22 protein-coding genes and 1 tRNA gene are annotated in these 22,848 nt (G+C 60.8%); 16 read left to right on the forward strand and 7 right to left on the reverse strand.

The genetic code is table 11. The features are described from left to right. The first annotated feature begins 82 nt into the window (after nucleotides 1-82). Complete coding sequence (gene secA, locus QD357_RS20760; RefSeq protein WP_107109416.1) at nucleotides 83-2,803, forward strand: preprotein translocase subunit SecA; 2,721 nt, start codon at nucleotides 83-85, stop codon at nucleotides 2,801-2,803. Nucleotides 2,804-2,887: 84 nt separating this feature from the next. On the opposite strand, the gene QD357_RS20765 is transcribed toward secA, so the two are convergent. Next, the gene (locus tag QD357_RS20765) at nucleotides 2,888-3,781 is read right to left on the reverse strand and encodes a LysR family transcriptional regulator (RefSeq protein WP_107109417.1); all 894 of its coding nucleotides are present in this window, start codon (nucleotides 3,779-3,781) and stop codon (nucleotides 2,888-2,890) included. Between the two features lie 26 nt (nucleotides 3,782-3,807). Here QD357_RS20765 and QD357_RS20770 point away from each other — a divergent pair, with 26 nt between their 5' ends. The 3 genes from QD357_RS20770 to QD357_RS20780 all read left to right on the forward strand — a co-directional run bounded on the left by QD357_RS20770 (nucleotide 3,808) and on the right by QD357_RS20780 (nucleotide 7,033). Then, nucleotides 3,808-4,116, forward strand: a complete 309-nt coding sequence (locus tag QD357_RS20770) for a 4-oxalocrotonate tautomerase (protein WP_280951175.1) — start codon at nucleotides 3,808-3,810, stop codon at nucleotides 4,114-4,116. A gap of 227 nt (nucleotides 4,117-4,343) precedes the next feature. Continuing rightward, on the forward strand, nucleotides 4,344-5,759 hold the full coding sequence (locus tag QD357_RS20775) for a lipopolysaccharide biosynthesis protein (protein WP_107109488.1): 1,416 nt from the start codon (nucleotides 4,344-4,346) through the stop codon (nucleotides 5,757-5,759). Between the two features lie 2 nt (nucleotides 5,760-5,761). Continuing rightward, nucleotides 5,762-7,033 (forward strand): GNAT family N-acetyltransferase, encoded by a 1,272-nt coding sequence (locus QD357_RS20780; RefSeq protein WP_107109419.1) that lies wholly within the window; start codon nucleotides 5,762-5,764, stop codon nucleotides 7,031-7,033. On the opposite strand, the gene QD357_RS20785 is transcribed toward QD357_RS20780, so the two are convergent. Beyond that, on the reverse strand, nucleotides 7,020-8,681 hold the full coding sequence (locus QD357_RS20785) for an AMP-binding protein (protein WP_414124911.1): 1,662 nt from the start codon (nucleotides 8,679-8,681) through the stop codon (nucleotides 7,020-7,022). The two genes, QD357_RS20780 and QD357_RS20785, sit on opposite strands and share 14 nt — an antisense overlap. Before the next feature lie 259 nt (nucleotides 8,682-8,940). Between QD357_RS20785 and QD357_RS20790 the strand changes: the two genes are divergently transcribed. Together QD357_RS20790 and QD357_RS20795 are read left to right on the forward strand one after the other, a co-directional pair. After that, nucleotides 8,941-9,921 (forward strand): aldo/keto reductase, encoded by a 981-nt coding sequence (locus QD357_RS20790; RefSeq protein WP_107109421.1) that lies wholly within the window; start codon nucleotides 8,941-8,943, stop codon nucleotides 9,919-9,921. A 360-nt stretch (nucleotides 9,922-10,281) separates the two neighbouring features. After that, a complete protein-coding gene (locus QD357_RS20795; RefSeq protein WP_107109422.1) occupies nucleotides 10,282-11,076 on the forward strand; it encodes a class I SAM-dependent methyltransferase in 795 nt (264 codons plus the stop codon). A gap of 12 nt (nucleotides 11,077-11,088) precedes the next feature. Here the strand turns inward: QD357_RS20795 and QD357_RS20800 are convergent, their stop codons facing one another. Next, the gene (locus QD357_RS20800) at nucleotides 11,089-11,658 is read right to left on the reverse strand and encodes a TetR/AcrR family transcriptional regulator (RefSeq protein WP_107109423.1); all 570 of its coding nucleotides are present in this window, start codon (nucleotides 11,656-11,658) and stop codon (nucleotides 11,089-11,091) included. A gap of 236 nt (nucleotides 11,659-11,894) precedes the next feature. Between QD357_RS20800 and QD357_RS20805 the strand changes: the two genes are divergently transcribed. The 3 genes from QD357_RS20805 to QD357_RS20815 all read left to right on the forward strand — a co-directional run bounded on the left by QD357_RS20805 (nucleotide 11,895) and on the right by QD357_RS20815 (nucleotide 14,997). Further along, nucleotides 11,895-13,193 (forward strand): MFS transporter, encoded by a 1,299-nt coding sequence (locus QD357_RS20805; protein ID WP_107109424.1) that lies wholly within the window; start codon nucleotides 11,895-11,897, stop codon nucleotides 13,191-13,193. Between the two features lie 151 nt (nucleotides 13,194-13,344). Next, nucleotides 13,345-13,429 (forward strand) — tRNA-Leu (locus QD357_RS20810). Nucleotides 13,430-13,920: 491 nt separating this feature from the next. Beyond that, the gene (locus QD357_RS20815) at nucleotides 13,921-14,997 is read left to right on the forward strand and encodes a hypothetical protein (RefSeq protein ID WP_414124912.1); all 1,077 of its coding nucleotides are present in this window, start codon (nucleotides 13,921-13,923) and stop codon (nucleotides 14,995-14,997) included. Nucleotides 14,998-15,022: 25 nt separating this feature from the next. On the opposite strand, the gene QD357_RS20820 is transcribed toward QD357_RS20815, so the two are convergent. Next, complete coding sequence (locus QD357_RS20820) at nucleotides 15,023-15,934, reverse strand: hypothetical protein (protein WP_107109426.1); 912 nt, start codon at nucleotides 15,932-15,934, stop codon at nucleotides 15,023-15,025. Between the two features lie 218 nt (nucleotides 15,935-16,152). Here QD357_RS20820 and QD357_RS20825 point away from each other — a divergent pair, with 218 nt between their 5' ends. Continuing rightward, nucleotides 16,153-16,746 (forward strand): YqaA family protein, encoded by a 594-nt coding sequence (locus QD357_RS20825; RefSeq protein ID WP_107109427.1) that lies wholly within the window; start codon nucleotides 16,153-16,155, stop codon nucleotides 16,744-16,746. Nucleotides 16,747-16,761: 15 nt separating this feature from the next. Beyond that, nucleotides 16,762-17,271 carry a disulfide bond formation protein B gene (locus QD357_RS20830; RefSeq protein WP_107109428.1) on the forward strand — a complete coding sequence of 170 codons (510 nt, stop codon included), beginning with the start codon at nucleotides 16,762-16,764 and terminating at the stop codon, nucleotides 17,269-17,271. Nucleotides 17,272-17,522: 251 nt separating this feature from the next. Here the strand turns inward: QD357_RS20830 and QD357_RS20835 are convergent, their stop codons facing one another. Both QD357_RS20835 and QD357_RS20840 read right to left on the reverse strand, forming a co-directional pair. After that, a complete protein-coding gene (locus tag QD357_RS20835; RefSeq protein ID WP_028754837.1) occupies nucleotides 17,523-18,080 on the reverse strand; it encodes an HNH endonuclease in 558 nt (185 codons plus the stop codon). A 111-nt stretch (nucleotides 18,081-18,191) separates the two neighbouring features. Next, a complete protein-coding gene (locus tag QD357_RS20840) occupies nucleotides 18,192-18,836 on the reverse strand; it encodes a DNA-3-methyladenine glycosylase family protein (RefSeq protein ID WP_107109429.1) in 645 nt (214 codons plus the stop codon). A gap of 43 nt (nucleotides 18,837-18,879) precedes the next feature. Between QD357_RS20840 and gluQRS the strand changes: the two genes are divergently transcribed. Continuing rightward, entirely contained in the window at nucleotides 18,880-19,761 is an 882-nt protein-coding gene (gene gluQRS, locus QD357_RS20845; RefSeq protein WP_107109430.1) for a tRNA glutamyl-Q(34) synthetase GluQRS, read from the forward strand. Here the strand turns inward: gluQRS and QD357_RS20850 are convergent. Continuing rightward, nucleotides 19,726-20,652, reverse strand: a complete 927-nt coding sequence (locus QD357_RS20850) for a YihY/virulence factor BrkB family protein (protein WP_107109431.1) — start codon at nucleotides 20,650-20,652, stop codon at nucleotides 19,726-19,728. The two genes, gluQRS and QD357_RS20850, sit on opposite strands and share 36 nt — an antisense overlap. 98 nt (nucleotides 20,653-20,750) lie before the next feature. Between QD357_RS20850 and QD357_RS20855 the strand changes: the two genes are divergently transcribed. From QD357_RS20855 to QD357_RS20870, 4 genes are all read left to right on the forward strand, one after another. Next, nucleotides 20,751-21,584, forward strand: a complete 834-nt coding sequence (locus QD357_RS20855) for an SDR family oxidoreductase (protein WP_183937761.1) — start codon at nucleotides 20,751-20,753, stop codon at nucleotides 21,582-21,584. A gap of 19 nt (nucleotides 21,585-21,603) precedes the next feature. Continuing rightward, the gene (locus QD357_RS20860; protein WP_183937759.1) at nucleotides 21,604-21,807 is read left to right on the forward strand and encodes a twin transmembrane helix small protein; all 204 of its coding nucleotides are present in this window, start codon (nucleotides 21,604-21,606) and stop codon (nucleotides 21,805-21,807) included. A 13-nt stretch (nucleotides 21,808-21,820) separates the two neighbouring features. Beyond that, a complete protein-coding gene (locus QD357_RS20865; RefSeq protein ID WP_183937757.1) occupies nucleotides 21,821-22,399 on the forward strand; it encodes a cob(I)yrinic acid a,c-diamide adenosyltransferase in 579 nt (192 codons plus the stop codon). Between the two features lie 200 nt (nucleotides 22,400-22,599). Then, nucleotides 22,600-22,848 (forward strand): electron transfer flavoprotein subunit beta/FixA family protein (locus QD357_RS20870; RefSeq protein ID WP_414124913.1); only part of this gene is annotated, 249 nt, incomplete at its 3' end.

Raw genomic sequence — 22,848 nt, forward strand, 5'->3', positions numbered from 1 at the left:
CGTTTTGTGCTATACTCCCGATTTTTTCAGTGGCGGATGAAGCAGAAAACGACAGGATGAAATCTCAGAAAGGACCAGTCATATGGTCAGCCTAGGTGGAATTGCCCGCAAGTTGTTTGGCTCGTCCAACGACCGTCGCGTCAAGTCATTCCAGCCGAATGTCGTTGCGATCAACGCGCTCGAAGAACAGATGCGCGCTTTGTCTGACGAAGCCTTGGCCGCGAAGACGGTCGAGTTCCGCCAGCAGCTTGCCGACGGCAAGACGCTCGACGACCTTCTCGTCCCCGCTTTTGCCGTGGTGCGCGAGGCCTCGCGGCGCGTTCTCGGCATGCGACCTTTTGACGTACAGCTCATCGGCGGCATGATCCTGCATTCGAATGCGATCTCCGAAATGAAGACGGGTGAAGGCAAGACACTGGTCGCGACCCTGCCCGTCTACCTGAACGCGCTTGCCGGCAAGGGCGTTCACGTCGTCACCGTCAACGACTACCTGGCGCAGCGCGACAGTGGCCACATGGGCCGCATTTACGGCTTCCTCGGCCTGAGCACCGGCGTCATCATACACGGCCTGTCGGATGAAGAACGACGCGACGCCTATGCCTGCGACATCACTTACGCCACCAACAACGAACTCGGCTTCGACTATCTGCGCGACAATATGAAATACGACCGCGGCCAGATGGTGCAGCGCGGTCACAATTTTGCGATCGTCGACGAAGTGGACTCGATCCTCGTCGACGAGGCGCGCACGCCGCTCATCATTTCCGGCCCGCTCGACGACCGTTCCGATCTCTATACCACGATCGACGCCTTCATTCCGCGCCTGTCGAAGGACGATTACGAGATCGACGAGAAGCAGCGCTCGGCCAACTTCTCCGAAGACGGCACCGAAAAGCTGGAAAACATGCTGCGTGACGCTGGCTTGCTGAAGGCTGAATCGCTCTACGACGTCGAAAACGTTGCGATCGTCCACCACGTCAACAACGCCCTGAAGGCCCACAAGCTCTTCCAGCGCGACAAGGACTATATCGTCCGCAACGACGAAGTCGTCATTATCGACGAATTCACCGGCCGCATGATGCCGGGCCGCCGCTATTCGGACGGCCAGCACCAGGCGCTGGAGGCCAAGGAACGGGTGCAGATCCAGCCTGAAAACCAGACGCTGGCCCAGATCACCTTCCAGAATTACTTCCGCATGTACGGCAAGCTGGCCGGCATGACCGGTACGGCGTCGACGGAAGCGGAAGAATTCGGCAACATCTACGGCCTCGACGTGGTCGAAGTGCCGACCAACTTGCCGATCCAGCGTATCGACGAGGACGACGAAGTCTACCGTACGCACGACGAGAAGTATAAGGCGATCATCACCGAAATTCTGGACGCCCATAAGCGCGGCCAGCCGGTGCTCGTCGGCACCACCTCGATCGAAAAGTCCGAGCTTCTTGCCGACCTCATGCGCAAGCAGGGCTTCAGCAACTTCCAGGTTCTGAACGCCCGCTACCACGAGCAGGAAGCCTATATCGTTGCACAGGCCGGTGTTCCCGGCGCGGTCACGATCGCCACCAACATGGCTGGCCGCGGTACCGACATCCAGCTCGGCGGCAACCTCGATATGCGCGTCGAGCGCGATTTGGACGGGATGGAGCCCGGTCCGGAGCGCGATGCGGCAATCGCCAAGATCGCCGAAGAGATCAAGGAGCTCAAGCAGCAGGCGCTCACCGCCGGCGGTCTCTACGTTATCGCCAGCGAGCGCCATGAAAGCCGCCGCATCGACAATCAGTTGCGCGGCCGTTCCGGCCGTCAGGGCGACCCCGGCCGCTCGAAATTCTACCTGTCGCTCCAGGATGACCTGATGCGCATCTTCGGCTCCGATCGTATGGACGGCATGCTGCAGAAGCTCGGCCTCAAGGAAGGCGAAGCCATCGTCCATCCCTGGATCAACAAGGCGCTGGAACGCGCCCAGAAGAAGGTCGAAGCCCGCAACTTCGATATCCGCAAGAACGTCCTGAAGTATGACGACGTGCTGAACGATCAGCGCAAGGTCATCTTCGAGCAGCGCGTCGAGCTGATGGATGCGACGGATCTCTCCGAAACCGTCGGCGACATGCGCCACGAGGTCATCGAAGATCTGGTTTCCAAGTATATCCCCGAGCGCGCTTATGCCGAGCAGTGGGATGCCGATGGCCTGAAGACCGCGGTCGCCAACTTCTTCGATCTCGATATGCCGGTGCATGACTGGGTCAAGGAAGAAGGTATCGCCGAAGACGATATCCGCACCCGCCTGACGGAAGCAGCAGACAAGGCCGCCACGGAAAAGGCCGAGCGCTTCGGCCCTGAGATCATGACCTATGTCGAGCGCTCCATCGTGCTGCAGACGCTAGACAATCTCTGGCGTGAGCACATCGTCAACCTCGACCATCTGCGCTCCGTCATCGGCTTCCGCGGCTACGCCCAGCGCGATCCGCTGCAGGAATACAAGGCCGAGGCTTTCGAACTCTTCCAGTCGCTTCTGAACAACCTGCGCCAGGCCGTCACGGGTCAGTTGTCGCGCGTTGAACTGGTGCAGCAGCCGGCCGAGCCGCAGACGCTGCCCATGCAGGCGCGCCATATCGATGCCACGACCGGTGAAGACGAATTTGCGCCGCTGAGCCTCGTCAACGAAAACGTCGTTGCCCCGGAAAACCGCGATCCGCAGAATCCGGCGACCTGGGGCCGCATCGGCCGCAACGAGACCTGCCCCTGCGGCTCCGGCAAAAAGTATAAGCACTGCCACGGGGCTTTTGAAAGCAACGAAGTGGTTTGAGATTTCGCAATCTCTGCAATGATCAAAATGCCGCCTTCGGGCGGCATTTTTTATGCGCGATTTTGTCGGATGCCGCGGCGATAACTACTCAGCATGTGCGCCAAAACGCTTCAGCAAGAAATCGATCATGCTGCGCAGCTTCGCCGTCGGCCGACGGTCTACGGCGTATAACAGGTACATCGGTGAGGCGACGGGTGTCCATTCCGGCAGCACCTGCACGAGGCGACCTCTGGCAAGATCATCGGCAAGCATGACTTCCGGCTGAAGGACGATACCAGCGCCATTCAAGGCCGCAACGCGCAGCGCATCGCCATTGTCGGCAGACAATCGCCCGCTCACATCCGGCCGCCATTCGCCATCCGGGCCGAACAAATACCACTGGTCGCGGCGACGCCAATAAGAAAGGCCGAGGCAGTCATGCACGGACAAATCTCTGGGATGCGCGGGCGTACCCCGCCGCTCCAGATAGGCCGCTGACGCGGCCATTATCCTTCGATACGGCTGCAAAGGGCGCGCCACCAAATCGACCTGGGCGACCTCGCCTATCCGAATTGCGAGTTCGCACCCCTCTCGCGACAGGTCCGGCACCCCGTTGTCCAGCATGACGTCCACGCTCACGGCGGGATACATGGCGAGATAATCGGCAAGTGCCGGCATCAGGCGGTGACTTCCGAACGTGACGGGGGAGACGATACGCAGCAGGCCGCGAGGCTCGGATTGCAATTCGCTCGCACTGGCGTCAGCCAGTTGCACATCGGCCAGCACTTGCTTGCAGCGCTCGTAATATAGTCGGCCGATTTCGGTCAGTTGCTGACGCCGGGTGGTTCGATGCAGCAGGCGAGCTCCCAGGCGCGCTTCTATCGCCCGCACCTGCTTACCCGCCATGGTGGGAGACACGCCGGCAGCGTCGGCCGCGGCGCTGAAGCTGCCGTGCTCAACCACCCGCACGAACATCGTCATAGCGGACAACTTATCCATATTATAAACCCAATGGTTCTAAATGAATGAACATAGAGCATGTTTATTCCGGAGAAGCCAGCGGCCATAGTTCCTTTGCCTCAGCCATTCTCAAGTCGAGACGGCAGCCAAACAGGAGCTTTCCAATGCCAACAATTCACCTCGAAATGCATCCAGGCCGAACCCTCGAACAAAAGCGTGATTTCGTCCGCAAGGTCACTCAGGTCACCGCTGAGACGCTTGCTTGCCCGACGGACAGCGTGGACGTGTTGATCAGCGAGGTCCCTCGCGAACACTGGGCCAAGGGCGGTCAGCTCGTAGCGGACAAGGATGCGCCTCAGAAAATCGCAAAATGACACGGTGACGGTCCGAAGCAGACCTTTACCGACTCCGTCAACACGGCGTAGGACCTGTTTAAGCCTTCGCATCCTATCGATCCATAAGTGTCGCCTTCGGGCGGCATTTTGTTGATACGCCGGCACCGTCTTCGCACGCTTTTCGTGTATTCGAGGAACCGAATCTTAACCCCCCTCTGCGAAAACTGTCGTTAGGTTAAATCATGTTTTAAGTATTGCGTATCGACATGGCGGTCTTTCAAACAGCAGAGAAAATGCTGCCGTCCGGGCTGCGGACTGTGCTGTCGCCGTATCTGCGCAAACTCGCGCCCCTTTTCACCGGCAATGACGAAAAGGTCGTCTCGCAGCGCATGGCGCTGGTCGCTTTCGCGATCCGCATTGCCGGTGCCGCCCTTGCCTTCGTCTCACAGATCGTCCTTGCCCGAATGATGGGCCGTTTCGAATATGGCGTCTTCGTCTTCGTCTGGGTTCTGATGATCCTATTCGGCAATCTTGCCTGCCTCGGCTTCCCGACCGCCATCATTCGTTTCCTGCCGCAATATGATGCGAGCGGCGATCACGATGCCATCCGCGGTGTGACCGCCACCGCCCGCCGCTTCGTCCTGGCGGTTGCCGGCGGGCTGGCGCTGATCGGCATGGCGGCGCTCTATGCTTTCAGCGGCATGGTCGAAAACTATTACGTCACGCCGATCTTTCTCGGCCTGATCGCCGTACCGATGATCGCGCTCGGCGATGTGCTGGACGGGACGGCGCGCGCCAATCACTGGCCGGTCATGGCGCTGAGCCCGACCTTCCTCATCCGCCCGACGCTGATCCTGCTGTTCATGCTGACGGCCATTCTTTCCGGCGCGGCCCATAGTGCTGTGACGGCGATGGCGGCTGCCCTTGCCGCCGCTTTCGTCACCGTCTGCTGCCAGTATCTCGCCGTCACCTTTCGCCTGCGCCGCCACTATCCCGACGGCCCGAAAACGATCGAATTCAGTGCCTGGTTTGCCGTCGCTTTCCCGGTCTTTCTGGTCGAGGGCGTCGGTTATCTCCTGACGAATTCCGATGTCGTCGTGGTCGGCATCTACCTCGATCCCGCAGAGGTCGCCGTCTATTTCGCCGCTGCCAAGATCATGGCGCTGGTGCATTTCATCTATTTCGCCGTCAAGGCCGCCATCGGCCCGCGCTTTGCCGCCATCATGGCCGAGAACGATCGGGAAAAACTAGCAGCCTTCGCCACGGAAGCCGCGCGCTGGACCTTCTTCCCGGCTCTTGCCGTCGGTCTTGTCGTGTTCGCGGCCGGGCAATTCCTGCTCTCGCTTTTCGGCGCGGCCTTTACCGAAGGCCAGGTGGTCATCGCGATCCTGCTTGCCGGCGTTCTCGCCAAGGCGCTCGTCGGTCCAGCCGAGGTGCTGCTGCTGATGGCAGACCGGCAGATGCTTTGCGTCTATCTCTATGCCGCGGCGCTGATCGCTAATATCGGCCTCAACGTCGCTCTCATTCCGCATTTCGGCATCGAAGGCGCGGCCATTGCTGCGGCCAGCGCCATGATGGTCGAGGCCGTGTTGCTGCATATCGCCGTGCGCCGCGCGTTCGGCATCGTGCTCTTCGCCCTTAGCCGCCGGCCGACGGCGCCAGCAACGAACGGGGCACTCTGACCATGGCGCGCCCTCCCTTTACCGAAAGCACAGACAGCCAAGTCAACGCTCTGACGCACACGCTCGCGGCGCTGCATTTCGAACGACCCAAGGCGGAGGCCCGCGTCGAGGTCGGACGCGCCGGCCGTGAACTCTGCCTCTATCCCGGCAAGCTCGGCTATGAGCTGCAGGACGAACTGGATTTTCTCTCCAATCGTGCCATGGAGCCGAACGTCTTCTTTTCCGGTCGCTTCCTGGCGCCTGCCATGCCGCGCCTGGAGGATCGGCAGATCCGCCTCGCTTTGATGCGCGATGAAAATGGCAGCCGGAGCCGCATGCGCTTCCTGATGCCCTTTACCGTCGACAAGCCGGGTTTTGCGATCGGTCCTTCGATTATCCGCGTCTGGTCGAATTCCTTCGGCCCGGTCGGCACGCCGCTGGTGGATGCCGAAGAGGCCGGCGAGACGCTCGACAATCTCTTCGAGGCGCTGACCCGACGTGAACTGGGCCTGCCGACCACGCTGGTACTGCCGGATATCCGGTTGAACGGCCGTTTCGCCCAGATGGCAAAAGCGGTCGCCATCGGCCGCAACCTGCCCCTCACGGTTGCCAATCCCTATCAACGGCCGATGCTCGACAGCAGCGAGGACGCGCTCGCCTATCTCAAGCGAACGATTTCGAACGCGCATCTGCGTGAAATGCGCCGCCAGTGGCGCCTCCTGGAAAATCATGGTGAGGTCGTCTACAGCGTCGCCCGCCAGCCCCGCGACATTCACCTGCGCATGGAAGAATTCATGGCGTTGGAGGCGAGCGGCTGGAAGGGCAAGAAGCGCAGCGCCTTGGTCACGGACCGCCACCATGCGGCCTTCGCCCGCGAAGCCGTCTCCAACCTCGCCGCCGTCGATGCCGTACGCATTCACACCATCGACCTCAACGGCAAGGCAATCGCCTCGATGATCGTGCTGATGATGGGCGGCGAAGCCTATACCTGGAAAACAGCCTATAACGAGGATTATGCCCGCTATTCGCCGGGCAAGCTGCTGATGGGCGAACTGACTGAATGGCATCTCGACGACGCCAACATCGTCCGTTCCGACTCCTGCGCCGTGCCGGATCATCCGATCATGAGCCGCTTCTGGCAGGAGCGCGAAGACATGGGCACGCTGATCATCGGCCTGACACAGAACGGCGACCGCGACGTCCGCCAAGTGGCAACGCAACTGCACATGTACCGCAGCACCCGCAACATGGCGAAGCTGCTGCGCGAGAAGATATTGTCGCTTACGAAGCGCTAGACATCCGGTTTGCTTCCAGAGCCTCGGCCACTGCACGATCGCGCAGCAGGCGGCGGATGACCTTGCCCGATGTCGTCAGCGGCAGGGCATCGACAAACTCGATCTCGCGCGGATATTCATGCATGGAAAGCCGCGTTTTCACCCAGTCGCGGATCTCGGCGGCCAGCACCTCGCTCGGCTCGAAGCCGGGCGCGAGAACCACATAGGCCTTGACGATTTCCGTGCGCACCGCATCCGGCTTGCCGACGGCGGCGGCCAGTTGCACGGCCGGATGACCGCCGAGACAGTCCTCGATCTCGCTAGGACCGATACGATAGCCCGACGAAGTGATGACATCGTCGTCGCGGCCGATAAAGGAAATGTAGCCGTCCGCATCCTGCCGGCCGAGATCGCCGGTCAACAGCCAGTCACCGACGAATTTCGCCTCCGTCGCCTTCTCGTCCTGCCAATAGCCGAGGAACATCACCGGATCGGGCCGCTGAATGGCGATCTGCCCGCTCTCGCCAACCGGCATCTCCCTGCCATCAACGTCGACGATCGCAACGCGATGACCGGGCACCTGCTTGCCGGTCGCCCCGCCACGGCTGACGCCGAAGGCCGCGCTGGAGGACAGAACGAAATTGCACTCCGTCTGGCCGAAAAACTCGTTGACGGTGACCCCGAGGGCGGAACGCGCCCATTCATAGGTCTCGCGCCCGAGCGCCTCACCGGCCGAACCGACGGTGCGCAATTTAAGATCGTAAAGCGCCCGGGGATTGCTGACCGACTTCAGCAGCCGCAAGGCGGTCGGCGGAATGAAGGCATTGCGCACGCCCATCTCGGCCATGATGCGAAAGGCCATATGCGCATCGAATTTCTGCGCCGGCGAGGAGACGACGGGCACGCCGAGCATGAGGCTCGGCAGCAGCGCGTTCAGCAGCCCACCCGCCCAGGCCCAATCCGACGGCGTCCAGAGCCTGTCGCCTCCTTGAGGAAAACCTTCATGGGCKAACTGCATGCCCGGAATATGCCCCGGCAAAACGCGATGGCCATGCAAGGCACCCTTCGGCGGTCCCGTGGTACCCGAGGTGAAAATCATCAGCGCCGGGGCGTCCGGCCCGGTTTCCGCCACGTCGAAAAGCGGCGGATGAGCGGCGACCAACTCTGCAAAGCCGGCGACACCCTCCCCGGCGCCGTCGATACTGATCACATGCGCCAGGTCCGGCAAGCGATCCCGGATCGGCCGCAGCCGCGACAGGCCGAACTGGTTGGTGACGATCGCCGAGGTTCCCGAAATCGCCAGCCGGTATTCCAACGCCTCGGCGCCGAAAAGCAGCGCCAGCGGCAGTGCGATCGCTCCCATCTTGTAGATGGCGACATGCGCGATGACGGTCTCGAAACTCTGCGGCAAAAGCAGCGCCACCCGATCGCCCGGCCGCACGCCGAGCGCCGTCAACGCATTGGCAAAAGCGGCGGAACGGTCCCGCAGCTCGCCATAGGTCATCGTCCGATGACTGCCGTCCGGGTTGAAATGCTCAAGGCAGACCCGGTCCGGCTCCCGCTCAGCCCAGTCATCGCAAACCGCGCGCCCGATATTGAATTTCGCCGGAATGTCCCAACGAAAATCGCGATAAAGGGCATCATAGGTGTTGCTTGGGGGCAGTTTCATACCAAAGTCCAGAAAAATGCTGCGGTGCAGCTAACACCTGTTGCGCCGCAGGTTCAAGGAAAACAATTGCGATTGTTGCCTTAGCGTCCGCGGAAATCGCCGTCTTTATTTAGCACTGCTTCAAAGCCTATTGCGAATTATTGAGCTAATCGGCGAAGCTGCGCTCCGCTAGTCTGCCTTCGATGACACATCCACTCTGCCTCCGGTCCGGCGGCGGAGCGTTTCCGTATCGGACCCTAAAACAGGATGGAGACTACCGATGGAATACGTGAAGCTTGGCAAAACCGGCCTTGAAGTGTCCCGCATCTGCCTGGGCTGCATGACCTATGGCGATCCCGGCAAGGGCACGCATGCCTGGTCGCTGAAGGAGGAGGACAGCCGCCCCCTGCTCAAGCAGGCGATCGAGGCAGGCATCAACTTCCTCGACACGGCGAACACCTATTCCAACGGCTCGTCGGAGGAAATCGTCGGCCGCGCCATCAAGGCTTTCGCGCGCCGCGAGGATATCGTTCTCGCAACGAAGGTGTTCAACCGCATGCGCCCCGGCCCGAACGGCGCCGGCCTGTCGCGCAAGGCGATTTTCGATGAGATCGACAACAGCCTGCGCCGCCTCGGTACCGACTATGTCGATCTCTACCAGATCCATCGCTGGGACTATTCGACGCCGATCGAGGAAACGCTGGAAGCGCTGCACGATGTCGTCAAGGCCGGCAAGGCCCGCTATATCGGCGCCTCCTCGATGTATTCCTGGCAATTCGCCAAGGCGATCTACACCTCGCGCCTCAATGGCTGGACCGAATTCGTCAGCATGCAGAACCACCTGAACCTGCTCTATCGCGAGGAAGAGCGCGAAATGCTGCCCTTCTGCGAAGACCAGAAGATCGCCGTCATCCCCTGGAGCCCGCTTGCCCGCGGCCGCCTCACCCGCGACTGGGACGAGGCGACGGCGCGCTCGCAAACCGACGAATTCGGCAAGACACTTTACACACAGGCGGTCGAGGCCGACCGTAAGGTCGTCGAAGCCGTCGGCGCCATCGCCAAAGCCCGTGGCGTCGCCCGCGCCCAGGTCGCCACCGCCTGGCTCCTGCAGAAGAGCGCCGTCACCGCCCCAATCATCGGCGCCTCAAAGCCCGGCCACATCGCCGACGCCGTCGCCTCGCTGTCGGTGAAACTGACGCCGCAGGAAATCGAGGCACTGGAATCACCCTATATCCCGCATGGGGTTGCCGGGTTTAAGTGACCGGAGATTTTGGAGCTGGTCAGGTTGGGCCAATGATGTTGCACGTACCTGCCTGAGCGGCCCCTCACCTCAACCCTCTCCCCGCCCATGCAGGGAGAGGGGGTTATCGCATTCCATTAGCACCTTCTGAATAAATGGACAGAGCGACAGATACGGAGCAGTCCCCTCGCCCCGCTTGCGGGGAGAGGGCTAGGGTAAGGGGCAATCCCACCCTCTGAAGCCAATTGAGCTGCAATGGCCTTCCACCGCAGACAATGACGATGCCTTGAGCCCACCGCAAATCGCGCAAAAGTTACTTCACGAGAAGGTCACGGTGAGGCTTAACAGGTCAAGATTCCCCCACCCCGAGGATGGCAATCCATGATCACAGCTCCCTTCGAAGCGCGGCGCTTTCAGTCGACCGCGGCCTATTACCTGCGCTATCGCATCCCCTATCCGGACAGCCTGATCGCCCGTGTCGCCGAGCGAAGCGGCCTGAAGGCCGGCGGCCATGTGCTGGACCTTGGTTGCGGCCCCGGCCAGCTTGGCATCGCCTTTGCGCGCCTCCAGGGCGCCGCCGTCACCGCCATGGACCCGGAGCCGGAAATGCTCGCCGCGGCCGAAGCCGGCGCGAAGGACGCTGGCGTCGAGATCACCCTGCGTCAGGGTTCTTCCTATGATCTCGGGCCGGATATCGGCAGGCTGCATCTCTGCGTCATGGGCCGCTCCTTCCACTGGATGGATCGCCCGGCGACGCTTACGGCTCTCGACACGCTGATCGAGCCCGGCGGCGCCGTCGTACTGTTCGGCGACAGACACATAGAGGCGAGCCCGGATTGGCGCACCATCGTTGATAAACTGACGGAAACTTTTTCGCCGGAACGCCATGAGCAGCGCCTGTTGCGCAAGAGCAAGGCCTGGGCGCCGCATGAGGCCATGCTACTCGCCTCGCCCTTCAACAACCTTGAGCGCATCGGCATTGTCAGCGAATATCAAAAAGATATCGAGGATATCGTCGGCCGCGTTTTCTCGATGTCCTCCACCTCGCCGCAGGCGCTGGGCGACAAGCTTGCGGATTTCGAGGCGGCGTTGCGCGCCGAGCTGCTGGACACGGCCCCTGACGGGAAAATCACGGAGATCGTCGAATCGAACGGTCTGCTCGCCTTCCGCGGCTGATCGAATCAGTCTTTAGCGCGAGGCAAGCTCCTGCCGGGTTGCGGCCAGAAGCTCCTCGGAAAGCGCGGGCGTATCCATGGCGCGGGCAAGAATGACCGCGCCGACCATGGTGGAGAGATCGGCAAGCGCCTTGCGCCGCCGCTCCTCCTGGGTTTCTCCGGGCGTGATCTCTTCCAGGATCGCCGCCATTCCCATCAGGCCGTTGGTGAAGGTGGACTGCATTTCGGGGCCGTAACGGCTGACCTCCTGCGTCAGCGCCGCAAAGACGCAGCCGGTGCCATGCTCGACGACGTTGCGATGCGAGAGATAATGCGTGAGTAATGCATCGCGCGGCGCCTCCGGCGCTCCCTCGACCACCTGCTGCCAGCGCTCCTGCGAGCGCGCCACCAGCGCCTTGCTGGCTTCGCAAGCCAGCTCGTCCTTCGATTCGAAATGGCCGTAGAAGCCGCCATGCGTCAGCCCGGCCGCCTTCATGATGTCGGCGACGCCGATGCCGTCGAAACCCTTCTCGCGAAAGAGCTCGCCTGCGACAGCAAGGATCTTCTCGCGATTCTCAGCGAATTTTTCCCGGCTCACTCTCATCAAAAAACTCCATCAGAGCATCAATAAATCTGTATTGACAATTTATATGATGACCATCATCAATATGCAACAAATATGACAGCAATCATGTAAATGCCTTTACACAAACGTTCAAGCCGGGAGAACGGCATGGCGCTAGAAGCGGACACGGCCACTCCTGGGCGTCTGCGATCCAGCGCTTTCGCCACCCTTCTGATCCAGACGTCAAGACACACAACTTTATCGGAACGCACCTCATGGTTTCCACAGTCCTTGCTTCGACGCTTGCCCGGCGCAACATCCACTATGGATGGGTCGTCGTCGGCGCCACCTTCTTGACCATGCTGGTCACCGCCGGTGCCATGGGCGCGCCTGGCGTGCTCATCAAGCCGCTGGAAGATGAGTTCGGCTGGAGCACATCCTCCATCTCCTCCGCGCTTGCCGTTCGCCTGCTGCTCTTCGGCCTGATGGGGCCGTTCGCCGCTGCCTTCATGAACCATTTCGGTGTCCGCAAGGTCATCGTCTTCGCGCTGATCACCATCTGCGCCGGCTTCATCGGCTCGCTGTTCATGACGCAGGTCTGGCAGTTGCTGCTCTGCTGGGGCATCGTCATCGGCTTCGGCACCGGCCTCACCGCCATGGTGCTGGCCGCCACGGTGTCGACGCGGTGGTTCATCAAGCATCGCGGCCTCGTCGTCGGCATGCTCTCGGCGAGTTCGGCCACCGGCCAACTCGTTTTCCTACCGCTGATGGCGGAGCTGACGGAACGCTATGGCTGGCGTACCACCGTGCTCTTCGTTTGCGGCATGATCGTCGTTGCCGCTCTGGTCGTGCTGCTGCTGATGCGCGACCGTCCCGCCGACGTCAATCTGCCGCTCGTCGGTGAAATCCATGTCTCGCCAACACCGCCCGCCACCAAGAATCTCAAGGCGGCCTTGGCCTCGCCCCTCGTCATCCTGAAAGAAGCGTCCGCGAGTTCCACCTTCTGGATCCTCGCCGCCACCTTCTTCATCTGCGGCCTTTCCACCAATGGCCTGATCCAGACGCATTTCGTCACACTCTGCGGCGATTTCGGCATCGTGCCGGTGGCCGCCGCCAGTGTTCTGGCCGTCATGGGCATCTTCGATTTCTTCGGCACGATCGGCTCCGGCTGGCTGTCCGACCGCTTCGACAATCGCTGGCTGCTCTTCTGGTATTACGGCCTGCGCGGCCTGTCGCTGATCTACCTGCCCTTCAGCAATTTCACCTTCTATGGCCTGTCGATCTTCGCCGTCTTCTACGGCCTCGACTGGATCGCCACCGTACCGCCGACCGTCAAGATCGCCGCCGACCGCTTCGGCCGCGAAAAAGCCGGCCTCGTCTTTGGCTGGGTCTTCGCCGCCCACCAGCTCGGCGCCGCCACAGCGGCTTATGGTGCAGGCCTGTCGCGCACCGAACTCAGCACCTACCTGCCCGCCTTCTTCATCGCCGGCGCCTTCTGCGTGCTCGCCGCCATCCTGGCACTGACGATCAGCCGCTCCGGCTCGACGGACAAGGCCCCGGCAATGGCCCACTGAGGCCAGCGCCTCGAGAGACAAAACGGCCCATGGCGTCCGCTGCCGCCATGGGCCGAATTGCAAGTCCCGGAAAACAAGACGCATTCCTTCGCAACCCGTCTTGCGCGTCCGGCCAATCACATGTTAGACACCCGCCTCGTTGCGATCCGTTGCCCCATTGGCGGAATTGGTAGACGCGCTCGACTCAAAATCGAGTTTCGAAAGAAGTGCTGGTTCGACTCCGGCATGGGGCACCATCTTACAGACTGAGAACCCTATATCATTGGAAATAACGCGCTAATTCGTCCTGCCGGTACTGAAGGCGGATGGAGTGCGAAAGAATTACCGTGAAATGCGTGATAAAGACCGGCAGCCTCGAACACAGGCGGCAGGTGCCGCGCCTATTTTGACGCCGTTCTACCGAACCCGCTAGTGGCTTACAGGAGTTATGCGGTTCACGGGCTGATGTCGCGATTTATTCGAAGACGCTCACGGCTAAAACTTCCGGAGGATATATGCAGCCTTTTGGCGATTATATTCCACCAATACACGCAGCTTGCGCTTCAACCTACTCTGGCGCACTATCAAGGTGGGTCAGGTCGCATGGCGTGGGGGGCGTATTATGTTCCGGCGGTATTGGTGGAGATGGGCGCCCGGCGCATTAATGGCGCTTATGCTAGGATGTGGAACCGCGCAGGCGAGCCTCTCTTATGTTCCCGGACAAACCGCGGAGGCTGGAAACTTCCTGTTGGTTGCTGGCGAGATTGACGCAAACGAAGACTTGTCAAAGTTCGTGACGGCCGTCCAAGCAAACAATACGCGCGTGATCCTTTTCAAGTCACCGGGCGGCAATGTCCTGAAAGCCATGGAGCTTGGTAGATTGATCCGCTCGCTACGGCTAGCGACCGTTCAAGTGAGGGCCGGAGAGTGCGAGTCCGCGTGTGCGCTTGCCTTCATGGGCGGTGTCATTCGCTTTGCAGACCCCGGCTCGATTGGCGTGCACAAGTCGTCATTTGCCGACACTAGTGGGATGAATGTCTCTGACGCAGTTTCCGCAGTCCAGCAACTCACCGCCGACGTCATGACCTACATGACTGAGATGGGCATTGACCCCGCGCTGATGCAGCTCGCTTTGAAGTACGACAGCGACGACATCCGCTATTTGTCTGGTAGCGAGATGGAACAGTATCGCGTTGCCCTAAATGGGGCGAAACCACTGCCCAGCGCCTCTGCACAGGTCAATCCGTCAGGTACTCCTGCAGTTCCGTCGACATCCTGGCCGAACGCACAGACTGCCCCGGCAGTAGCAAGCCTTCCACCGGTCCTCGCACCGACCCTGGACCTGTCAATCCCCGCAGCGCGATCAGGGAAGGTGCAGACTTACAAGGGGATGGCACCTCTTAAGGCGACCCCTACGATGGCGTCGCCAACTGTTGAGAATTTCGCCAACGGTTCGCCTGCCACTATCCTTGGCGACACCGGCAAGTGGTACCGTGTAAGGGTGGGCTCAAGAGTTGGGTATATGTTCCGCGATTGGGTCTGGGTGGACCAATTCGACGCAGCACCTTTTGGCAGGCAATTCGTGCAGGTGAAGAGCTTTGACAATCTGGCTCAGACTGAGCAGTACGTCCGTTCCTCTGGTCTGCCCCTTGTTGCATACATATCGAGAAACGGATGGTTCGCCATCGCGCTGGACAGAACGTTTGAGCCCAATGAAGCGAAGACCCTCCTGGAAACGATGAAGGCAAATGGCTCTATCCCGGACGACTCCATTGCGACTTACGGAAATGCCTATGCTAAAAAGGTATGCTGTTCAGCCAAATAGCGGAACACCGCTGCGCTCGACCAGTTTAGCAACCATCCAAAGCTTTGATGCGCGAAATGAGCGTCTTTCCGTAAACAAAGACAGTCTGAACGACTGCGCGACCATGGCAAGTTCTCCCCGCATTCGTTACATAGTCGTAGGCGACACGAACCTCATCGTTTGACCTAGTGACGCTGCGCAGAGTTAACGGCATCGACATGTCACCAAAATAATCCTGTATCGACCGTTCGTTGAAGGGGCCTTTACCGCGCTTTTCAGGCACGACCAGCGCTGACGCCCTTTCTCCATCGGCCGCCGACAGAGCAGAATAGAAGGCACTTACCGTGGTCATGGGGTCAAAGACACTCTCCGACTCCGACCGCGGTGCACGTGCTGCAGTCTCCGGTTCTATTGGCTGATACGCTATGCCAACCCGCGTGGCTTTCTCTGGCGTCAACCATTCAATCCCCTCGGGTGGGGCCGTCGTCACATATATGATTGCCGCTTCTGGAAGCCCGATCTGATCAAGGTAGGCACCTACCAGAGCATTGCCGACCCCGCTTTCACTCGCCTTTCCATCGGCCAAGCGAAAAGCAGCATGGAAGCCAATCTTCGATGCCCGATCGAGAAAGCGCGGAGAGCCGGCCAGCCATATGAGGGCACAGGCAGAAGCACATAATGTCTGCTGCGCGACCACCGTTGCAAAACCACGCAAGCGGATAGCGCGGCCTATCTCAATCCCCGCGCTGAGCGCGCCTCCCTCGCTGTTCAGCACGACGAGGGCCTTATCAGATGCCGTCGCCAACCTGCGGAACACCGCGTCATCACCAACGTTGATCACGCCCTTCACAGTAATTAGGTCAATCCCGCTCACACCCGGCTCGCTGGTTATTTGGGCTGCGTGACCGACCGCGAGAGAAGAAAACAAAAATAACGCCGCAAAGAGTAAGTGACGCATCGATGCCCCCCTTGGATACACCGAGTATTGAGCATTCAATGCGCTGCACTTCAAGGGTGTTGGATTTTGGTTTGGGCACTGACGACCGGGCAAAGTCTCAGCGCCGAACACCCACCATCACGAAAATTTTTGATTTTGTGCCCTTTCCGTCATCCCCCGACCATTTACAGCCATAATCCTCCCCCCTAAAGGTGTGCAACGCAGCAAAAGGGGGCAGAATGCTTCGTAGACTTTACGACTGGACCATGTCGCTGGCCCGCCGCAAATCGGCGGAAGTTTGGTTGGCCATTATCGCCTTCGTTGAAAGCTCGATCTTCCTCGTGCCCGCCGACGTCCTGTTCCTGCCGATGTCTCTCGCAAAGCCCGAGCGCGCCTGGCGCTATGCGCTGACGGCGACGGTCGCTTCCGTGCTCGGCGGCATTGCGGGCTGGGCGCTCGGCTATTACGCCTTCGAGGCGATCGCCAAGCCTATCCTTATCTTCTACGGCAAGCTCGACGCCTTCAACCAGATGAGCGCCGGCGTCACCTACGGATGGGTCGTTCTGCTGCTCGTCACGTCGGGCCTGGCGCATCTGCCGCCGATCAAGGTGGTCACCATCCTTTCCGGCGTCGCCCATATCGATCTCGGCCTGTTCATCATCTCGGCCATCGTCGCCCGCGGCGCCCGCTTCTTCTTCCTGGCCTTTTTGCTGCGCCGCTATGGCGAATCGATCCGGCATTTCATCGAGAAGCGCCTGGGCCAGATCACCATGGCGGCCGCCGTCGTCCTCATTCTTCTCTATATCCTCTTCCATTATGTGCTGGCGCACTGAGCACGGAGCCCTTGCATGTCTAAGACCTTGACCTCTCGCGCCGGCCTCACCTATTCCGCGCTGCTTGCCGTCGGCATGATCATCGTCATCGGCTCGGCGCTCGGCTTCCAATATATCGGCGGCTATATTCCCTGCGCGCTCTGCCTTGAGCAGCGCCAGCCCTATTATTACGGCATTCCCGTCGCGATCGTTGCCGCTCTGACGGCGGTGGCCGGCTTGCCCTCGTGGATCACCCGCGCGCTGCTCGCCATTGCCGGCATCCTGATGGTGGTCGGCGGCGGCATCGGCGTCTATCACGCCGGCGTCGAATGGCACTTCTGGGCCGGCCCGACGACCTGCTCCACGACTGCCAGCAGCATGACGCAGAATGCCGGCGACCTGCTGAACGAACTCAGCACCATCAAGGGCCCGTCCTGCACGGAAGCCGCACTCCGCGTCCTCGGCTTGTCGATGGCCGGCTGGAACGTGATCGCCAGCGTCATTCTGGCGGCGATTGCGTTTATGGGTGTGAAGAAGGCGGGTTGATTGAACTGAGCTCGTCAGGCGAGCGAGCGGCTGTTGCAGCTACGTGCCTGGCCCCTCACCCCAGCCCTCTCCCCGCCTATGCGGGGCGAGGGAGCTCTACAATGCCCGACGCCGCCTATGTTCATATGGTGAGGCCAATTATTTTGCGCTGTCGTCCCCTCGCCCCGCTTGCGGGGAGAGGGCTAGGGTGAGGGGCCATGCAAATAAGCGCGGCAAAGCGGAACTCGCCCGACCTTCCAAGACAATCAACCTTACGGCTGCAGTTCCGTATCCCAGTAGAGATAGTCGAGCCAGCTATCGTGCAGATAGTTCGGCGGGAACAGGCGGCCGTTGTTGTGCAGGTCCTGCACGGTCGGCTGGTAGGGCTTCTGCGCCGGGAACATGCCGGCCTGCTTTGGCAGCTTGCTGCCCTTGCGCAGGTTGCATGGGGAACAGGCCGCGACGACATTTTCCCAAGTCGTCTCGCCGCCATGGGCGCGCGGGATGACGTGGTCGAAGGTCAGATCGTCATGATTACCGCAATACTGGCATTCAAACCGGTCGCGCAGGAAGACGTTGAACCGGGTAAAGGCAGGGTTGCGGGAGGGCTGGACGTAAGTCTTGAGGCAGACGACGCTTGGCAGCCGCATCGAGAAGCTGGGCGACGATACGGACTGATCGTATTCAGCAATGATATTCACACGGTCAAGGAAAACCGCCTTGATCGCGTCCTGCCAGGACCAGAGCGACAAGGGGTAATAGCTTAGCGGTCTATAGTCAGCGTTCAACACGAGCGCTGGCAAGGACTGCGGCGAGACTGCAATCGTCAAGGAACCCTCCTGATCGATTCGGCATCTGTATCTGTATATTAGGCCGGTTGTTACAGGATTGTGAAGTCCAATAAATTCAGTGCATAGCGTCGAATCGACGAGAGCGTCCGATCAGTCGATAGGCAGCGCGTCACGCCGGGTTTTGACGGCATAATAGGCCCAGAAGAGCCGGGCCGCGACCGAGCGCCAGGGCATCCAAGCCGTCGCTTCCCGGGCCAAAGCCTTGGGCAAGGGCCTGACCTCATGCCCAAATGCCATGCCGACAGCCGCCTGCAAGGCGACGTCGCCGACCGGGAACACATCTGCGTGACCGCCGCAGAACATCAGATAGACCTCCGCCGTCCAGGGGCCGATTCCCTTGATGGCAGTCAGCCCGGAAAGCGCCTTTTCCGGGCTTTCGGCACTCAGCGACTGAAGATCGAGGCCGCCGCTGACTACGGCGTCGGCAACGCGCTCCAGCGTATCCGCCTTGATTCGCGACAGGCCGAAACCACGCCAGGCATCCGGCTCCAGCCCGGCATAGGCTTCGGCGGTCACCCGCCCGGTCCTCGCCGTCATCCGCCCCCAGATCGCATCGGCGCTCGCCCGCGACACGACCTGCGACACGATGATATGGGCAAGCCCTTCGAAGCCCGGCTCGCGCAGGCGCAGCGGCACAGGCCCCGCCTCGGAGACAATCTGCCGCAGGCGCGGATCGAGCTCGACCAGCGCCGCCAGCCCCTCCCTGATATCGTCTTCGCCGCGGATGATGTGCATGGCTTCTCGTAGTGCGGGATTAAAATTCGTGGCAGAAGAAAGCATGAACGCGATTCCCCGTCAAAAGCCGATTTTCCGTTTCGCGCCGAGCCCGAATGGCCCGCTGCATCTCGGCCACGCCTTGTCGGCGATCCTCAATCACGACATGGCGGAGCAGGCCGGCGGCCGTTTCCTCCTGCGCATCGAAGACATAGATCAGGCCCGCTGCACACCCGAATTCGAAGCGGGCATATTTGCCGATCTCGCCTGGCTGGGCCTCTCCTGGGAAAAACCGGTGCGCCGGCAGTCCGAACACCTCCCGGCCTATCAAGCCGCCCTGCAGTCGCTCATCGCGCGCGACCTCGTCTACCCCGCCTTTCTGACGCGCGGGGAAGTGAAGGCACGGGTCGCGGCAGGCCTTGCCAGCGGCAGCCCGTGGCCGCGTGATCCGGACGGCACGCCGCTCTATCCGCCCGACGATCGCCTGCGTAGCACCACGGAGCGAAAGCGCTTGCTCGACGCCGGCCTCAAACACGCCTGGCGGCTCGACATGGAAAAAGCCATCACCGAGGTCGGGGGGGCGCTGCATTGGCAGGAAAACGGCGATGGCGAGAGGGGCGATATTCTTGCCAATCCCTCTGCCTGGGGCGATGTCGTGCTGTCGCGCTCCGATGCGCCGTCAAGCTATCATCTCTCCGTGGTCGTCGACGATGCGGCACAGGGCGTGACCCATGTCATTCGCGGTCTCGACCTCTTTCACGCCACCGCGGTCCACCGCCTGCTGCAGGCCCTGCTCGACCTGCCACAGCCGCTCTACCATCATCATCGGCTGATTCTCGGCGAAGACGGCAAGAAGCTCTCGAAGAGCCAGGGCGATACCGGCATTGCCGAATGGCGCCGGCAGGGCTGGTCACCGGCGGAGCTTCGCCGCCGCCTCGGCCTGTGATTGGTTTTCCAATCGTTGTTTATCCGCCTCGGGACCGCCCTTGCCGAAGAGCATGCGCCGCACCTTGAACTTCATCAACGCCGCATTGAACTCCGCGCCCAGAATGAAGATCACCGCGAGCATGTAGAGGAAAACCAGCACGATCATGACCGAGGCAAGACCGGCATAGGTGGCCGTGTAATTGGCGAAGGTCGCGAGGTAATAGGCAAAGATCAATGCGCCGAGCGACCAGAAGAGCAATGTCAGGAACACGCCGGGGATGACATCCAACAGCCGCCGCCGGCCGGCTGCCAGCCACAGATGCAGGATCAGCAGCCCGGCAAGCAGCAGGAAGACAGTGCCATAGATGCGCCAACTGAAGACGACCTCCAGAATATCGGCAAGCCGCGGCACCCACTCCCGCGTATAATTCAGCACCAGCGGCACGGCGACGAGCATGATGCTGAGGAGGGCAAAGATCAAAACCGCGATCAGCACATAGCCGAGGCTCGCAAGACGATTGAAATACCAGGGCCGGTTTTCCGGCACGCGGTAGGCGCGGTTGAGCGAGATGCGCAACGCCTCCACACCGTTGGAAGCGAAATAGGCCGCGGCCAGCACGGAGATGGTGAGCAGCCCGCCGCGCGGAATGGTCAGCACCTGCACCACCTGATCCGCCAACGGCTTGGCGATCGCCTCCGGCCAGGTATCGAAAATCAGATGCACCGCCGTCGAGGAAAACTGGCTGGCTCCGAGGAAACTCGCAAGCGCCGTGCCGAAGATCAGAAACGGAAAAACAGCGAGTAGCGTCGAGAGCGCCACATGGCTTGCCATCGCGAAACCGTCGTCCTCGACGAAATGAAACACCGCGTCGTAGACGACCCTATAGAGCGTACGAACGAATATCGGCATTCCATCTCCGCTTGAGCCCGGTTCTCGTCTGCCGGTTGTCGATTGTGTCGGGTCCTTGAATATGGGAAACGACTCTTCGTTTGTACAGGAATCATTCCATGGCAGATCAACGCACCATCATCGTCACGGGTTGTTCTTCCGGCATCGGCGCTTTCTGCGCCCGCGCGTTGAAGGCGGACGGCTGGCGGGTTTTCGCAACCGTGCGCAAGAAGGCCGACCGTGCTTCCCTCGAAGCCGATGGGATCGAAACGCTGCTGATGGACTATACCCTGCCGGAAACGATCTCGGCGCTGGTCGCAACCGTGCGCGAACGGACCGGCGACCGTATCGACGCCCTGTTCAACAACGGCGCCTATGGCCAGCCGGGCGCGGTCGAGGATCTTTCCACGGATGTGCTCCGCGAACAGTTCGAGACGAATTTCTTCGGCTGGCATGAGCTGACGCGGCAGGTGATCCCGCTGATGCGCAGGCAGGGCCGAGGCCGCATCGTCAATGTTTCCTCCATTCTTGGCCTGGTTCCCTATCGCTTCCGCGGCGCTTACACGGCTTCGAAATTCGCGCTGGAGGGCCTGACGATCACCCTCCGGATGGAGCTGCAGGATAGCGGCATCCATGTCAGCCTGATCGAGCCCGGCCCGATCACCTCGCGCTTTACCGCCAATGCGCTCGCCAAGATCAAGGAGCATATCGACCTCGAACATTCGGCCCATGCTGTCGAATATCGGCGGCAATTGGCGCGGCTGAATGGCACAGGCCCGGTCAACAGGCACAAATTGGGACCCGAAGCGGTCTATGACGTGTTAAAATCCGCATTGAACGCCAAGAATCCCCGTCCGCATTATGTTGTGACCACGCCTGCAAAACAGGGTGTTCTTCTGAAAAGGCTGTTGCCGGCTAACCTTTTCTATCGTCTGATGCGCCGGTTGGATTGAAAGACGAAGGCCCGAAGCAATGTCTACCGTTACCTATATCGCCGCCATCATCGTCATGGGCCTGGTCGTGATCGTCCTCATTCGCGGCCTGTTCAACATGATGAAGGGCGACAATCCGAATCTCTCCAACCGGCTGATGCAGCTTCGCGTGCTGCTGCAGGCAATCGCGGTCATCCTGATCATGCTGACGCTGTGGCTGACCGGCGGCGGCCGTCCGACCTGACGGCGGGATCACCATGGTCAAGCTCAACAAGATCTACACCAAAACCGGCGATGCCGGCACCACTGGCCTTGTCGCCGGCCCCCGCCGGCTGAAGCACGATTTGCGCGTCGAAGCCTATGGCACGATCGACGAAACCAACTCGGTCATCGGCGTTGTCAGGCTGCATACCGCCGACATGCCCGAACTGGATGCCATGCTGATGCGCATCCAGAACGACCTTTTCGATCTCGGCGCCGATCTCTCCACACCGGAAACGGACGAACCACTCTCCTACGAGCCGCTGCGCATCATCGAAAGCCAGGTCGAGCGCATCGAACAGGATATCGATACGCTCAATGCCCATCTCGAACCGCTGAGATCCTTCATTCTGCCTGCCGGCAGCCCCGCCTCTGCGCACCTCCACCTCGCCCGCACGATCGCGCGGCGCGCCGAGCGGCTGATGGTGGCCCTGTCGCGCAGCGAGGGCGAACGCGTCAGCGCGGCGGCCATGAAATACGTCAACCGTCTTTCGGATTTCCTGTTTGTCGCGGCGCGCCACGCGAATGATCAGGGGCGTGCCGATGTGCTGTGGGTTCCGGGTAAGAATCGGTAGGGTGAGGCAAATTGTGCCTGCCGGCATCCATCCTATTGACGTTGACGTAAACGTTATTTATGTCCCGAGAGCAATTTGCCATTCTGCGTCATGCGAGCGTTGTAATTGGGGTAAAAACGCGTATCCATGTCGCCATTCGACAAACGGAGAGGCGCTGAACAGGCCATGTTCTGTGGGCGCAGTGTTGAAGGAAGGATTCCATGAAGATTCTCGTCCCTGTTAAGCGGGTAGTGGATTACAACGTCAAGATCCGGGTGAAGCCGGATGGATCGGGCGTTGAGCTTGCGAATGTGAAGATGTCGATGAACCCGTTCGACGAGATTTCGGTCGAGGAGGCGCTGCGCCTGAAGGAGGCCGGCAAGGCCGAGGAAGTGGTGGTGGTGTCGATCGGGCCTGCGAAGGCCGAGGAGACGCTGCGCACCGCGCTTGCCATGGGGGCGGATCGCGCC

The organism is Rhizobium sp. BR 317 (genome assembly GCF_047445835.1).
Taxonomy (GTDB): Bacteria; Pseudomonadota; Alphaproteobacteria; order Rhizobiales; family Rhizobiaceae; genus Rhizobium; species Rhizobium paranaense.

Excerpts from the sequence above, each read along its gene's own strand:
- secA (WP_107109416.1), top strand. The coding sequence starts at position 83 with ATGGTCAGCCTAGGTGGAATTGCCCGCAAGTTGTTTGGCTCGTCCAAC.
- QD357_RS20865 (WP_183937757.1), top strand. The coding sequence starts at position 21,821 with ATGGTCAAGCTCAACAAGATCTACACCAAAACCGGCGATGCCGGCACC.
- gluQRS (WP_107109430.1), top strand. The coding sequence starts at position 18,880 with ATGAACGCGATTCCCCGTCAAAAGCCGATTTTCCGTTTCGCGCCGAGC.
- QD357_RS20790 (WP_107109421.1), top strand. The coding sequence starts at position 8,941 with ATGGAATACGTGAAGCTTGGCAAAACCGGCCTTGAAGTGTCCCGCATC.
- QD357_RS20860 (WP_183937759.1), top strand. The coding sequence starts at position 21,604 with ATGTCTACCGTTACCTATATCGCCGCCATCATCGTCATGGGCCTGGTC.
- QD357_RS20765 (WP_107109417.1), bottom strand. The coding sequence starts at position 3,781 with ATGGATAAGTTGTCCGCTATGACGATGTTCGTGCGGGTGGTTGAGCAC.
- QD357_RS20775 (WP_107109488.1), top strand. The coding sequence starts at position 4,344 with ATGGCGGTCTTTCAAACAGCAGAGAAAATGCTGCCGTCCGGGCTGCGG.
- QD357_RS20830 (WP_107109428.1), top strand. The coding sequence starts at position 16,762 with ATGTCTAAGACCTTGACCTCTCGCGCCGGCCTCACCTATTCCGCGCTG.
- QD357_RS20770 (WP_280951175.1), top strand. The coding sequence starts at position 3,808 with ATGAACATAGAGCATGTTTATTCCGGAGAAGCCAGCGGCCATAGTTCC.
- QD357_RS20850 (WP_107109431.1), bottom strand. The coding sequence starts at position 20,652 with ATGCCGATATTCGTTCGTACGCTCTATAGGGTCGTCTACGACGCGGTG.
- QD357_RS20780 (WP_107109419.1), top strand. The coding sequence starts at position 5,762 with ATGGCGCGCCCTCCCTTTACCGAAAGCACAGACAGCCAAGTCAACGCT.
- QD357_RS20825 (WP_107109427.1), top strand. The coding sequence starts at position 16,153 with ATGCTTCGTAGACTTTACGACTGGACCATGTCGCTGGCCCGCCGCAAA.
- QD357_RS20820 (WP_107109426.1), bottom strand. The coding sequence starts at position 15,934 with ATGCGTCACTTACTCTTTGCGGCGTTATTTTTGTTTTCTTCTCTCGCG.
- QD357_RS20795 (WP_107109422.1), top strand. The coding sequence starts at position 10,282 with ATGATCACAGCTCCCTTCGAAGCGCGGCGCTTTCAGTCGACCGCGGCC.
- QD357_RS20855 (WP_183937761.1), top strand. The coding sequence starts at position 20,751 with ATGGCAGATCAACGCACCATCATCGTCACGGGTTGTTCTTCCGGCATC.
- QD357_RS20805 (WP_107109424.1), top strand. The coding sequence starts at position 11,895 with ATGGTTTCCACAGTCCTTGCTTCGACGCTTGCCCGGCGCAACATCCAC.
- QD357_RS20800 (WP_107109423.1), bottom strand. The coding sequence starts at position 11,658 with ATGAGAGTGAGCCGGGAAAAATTCGCTGAGAATCGCGAGAAGATCCTT.
- QD357_RS20840 (WP_107109429.1), bottom strand. The coding sequence starts at position 18,836 with ATGCACATCATCCGCGGCGAAGACGATATCAGGGAGGGGCTGGCGGCG.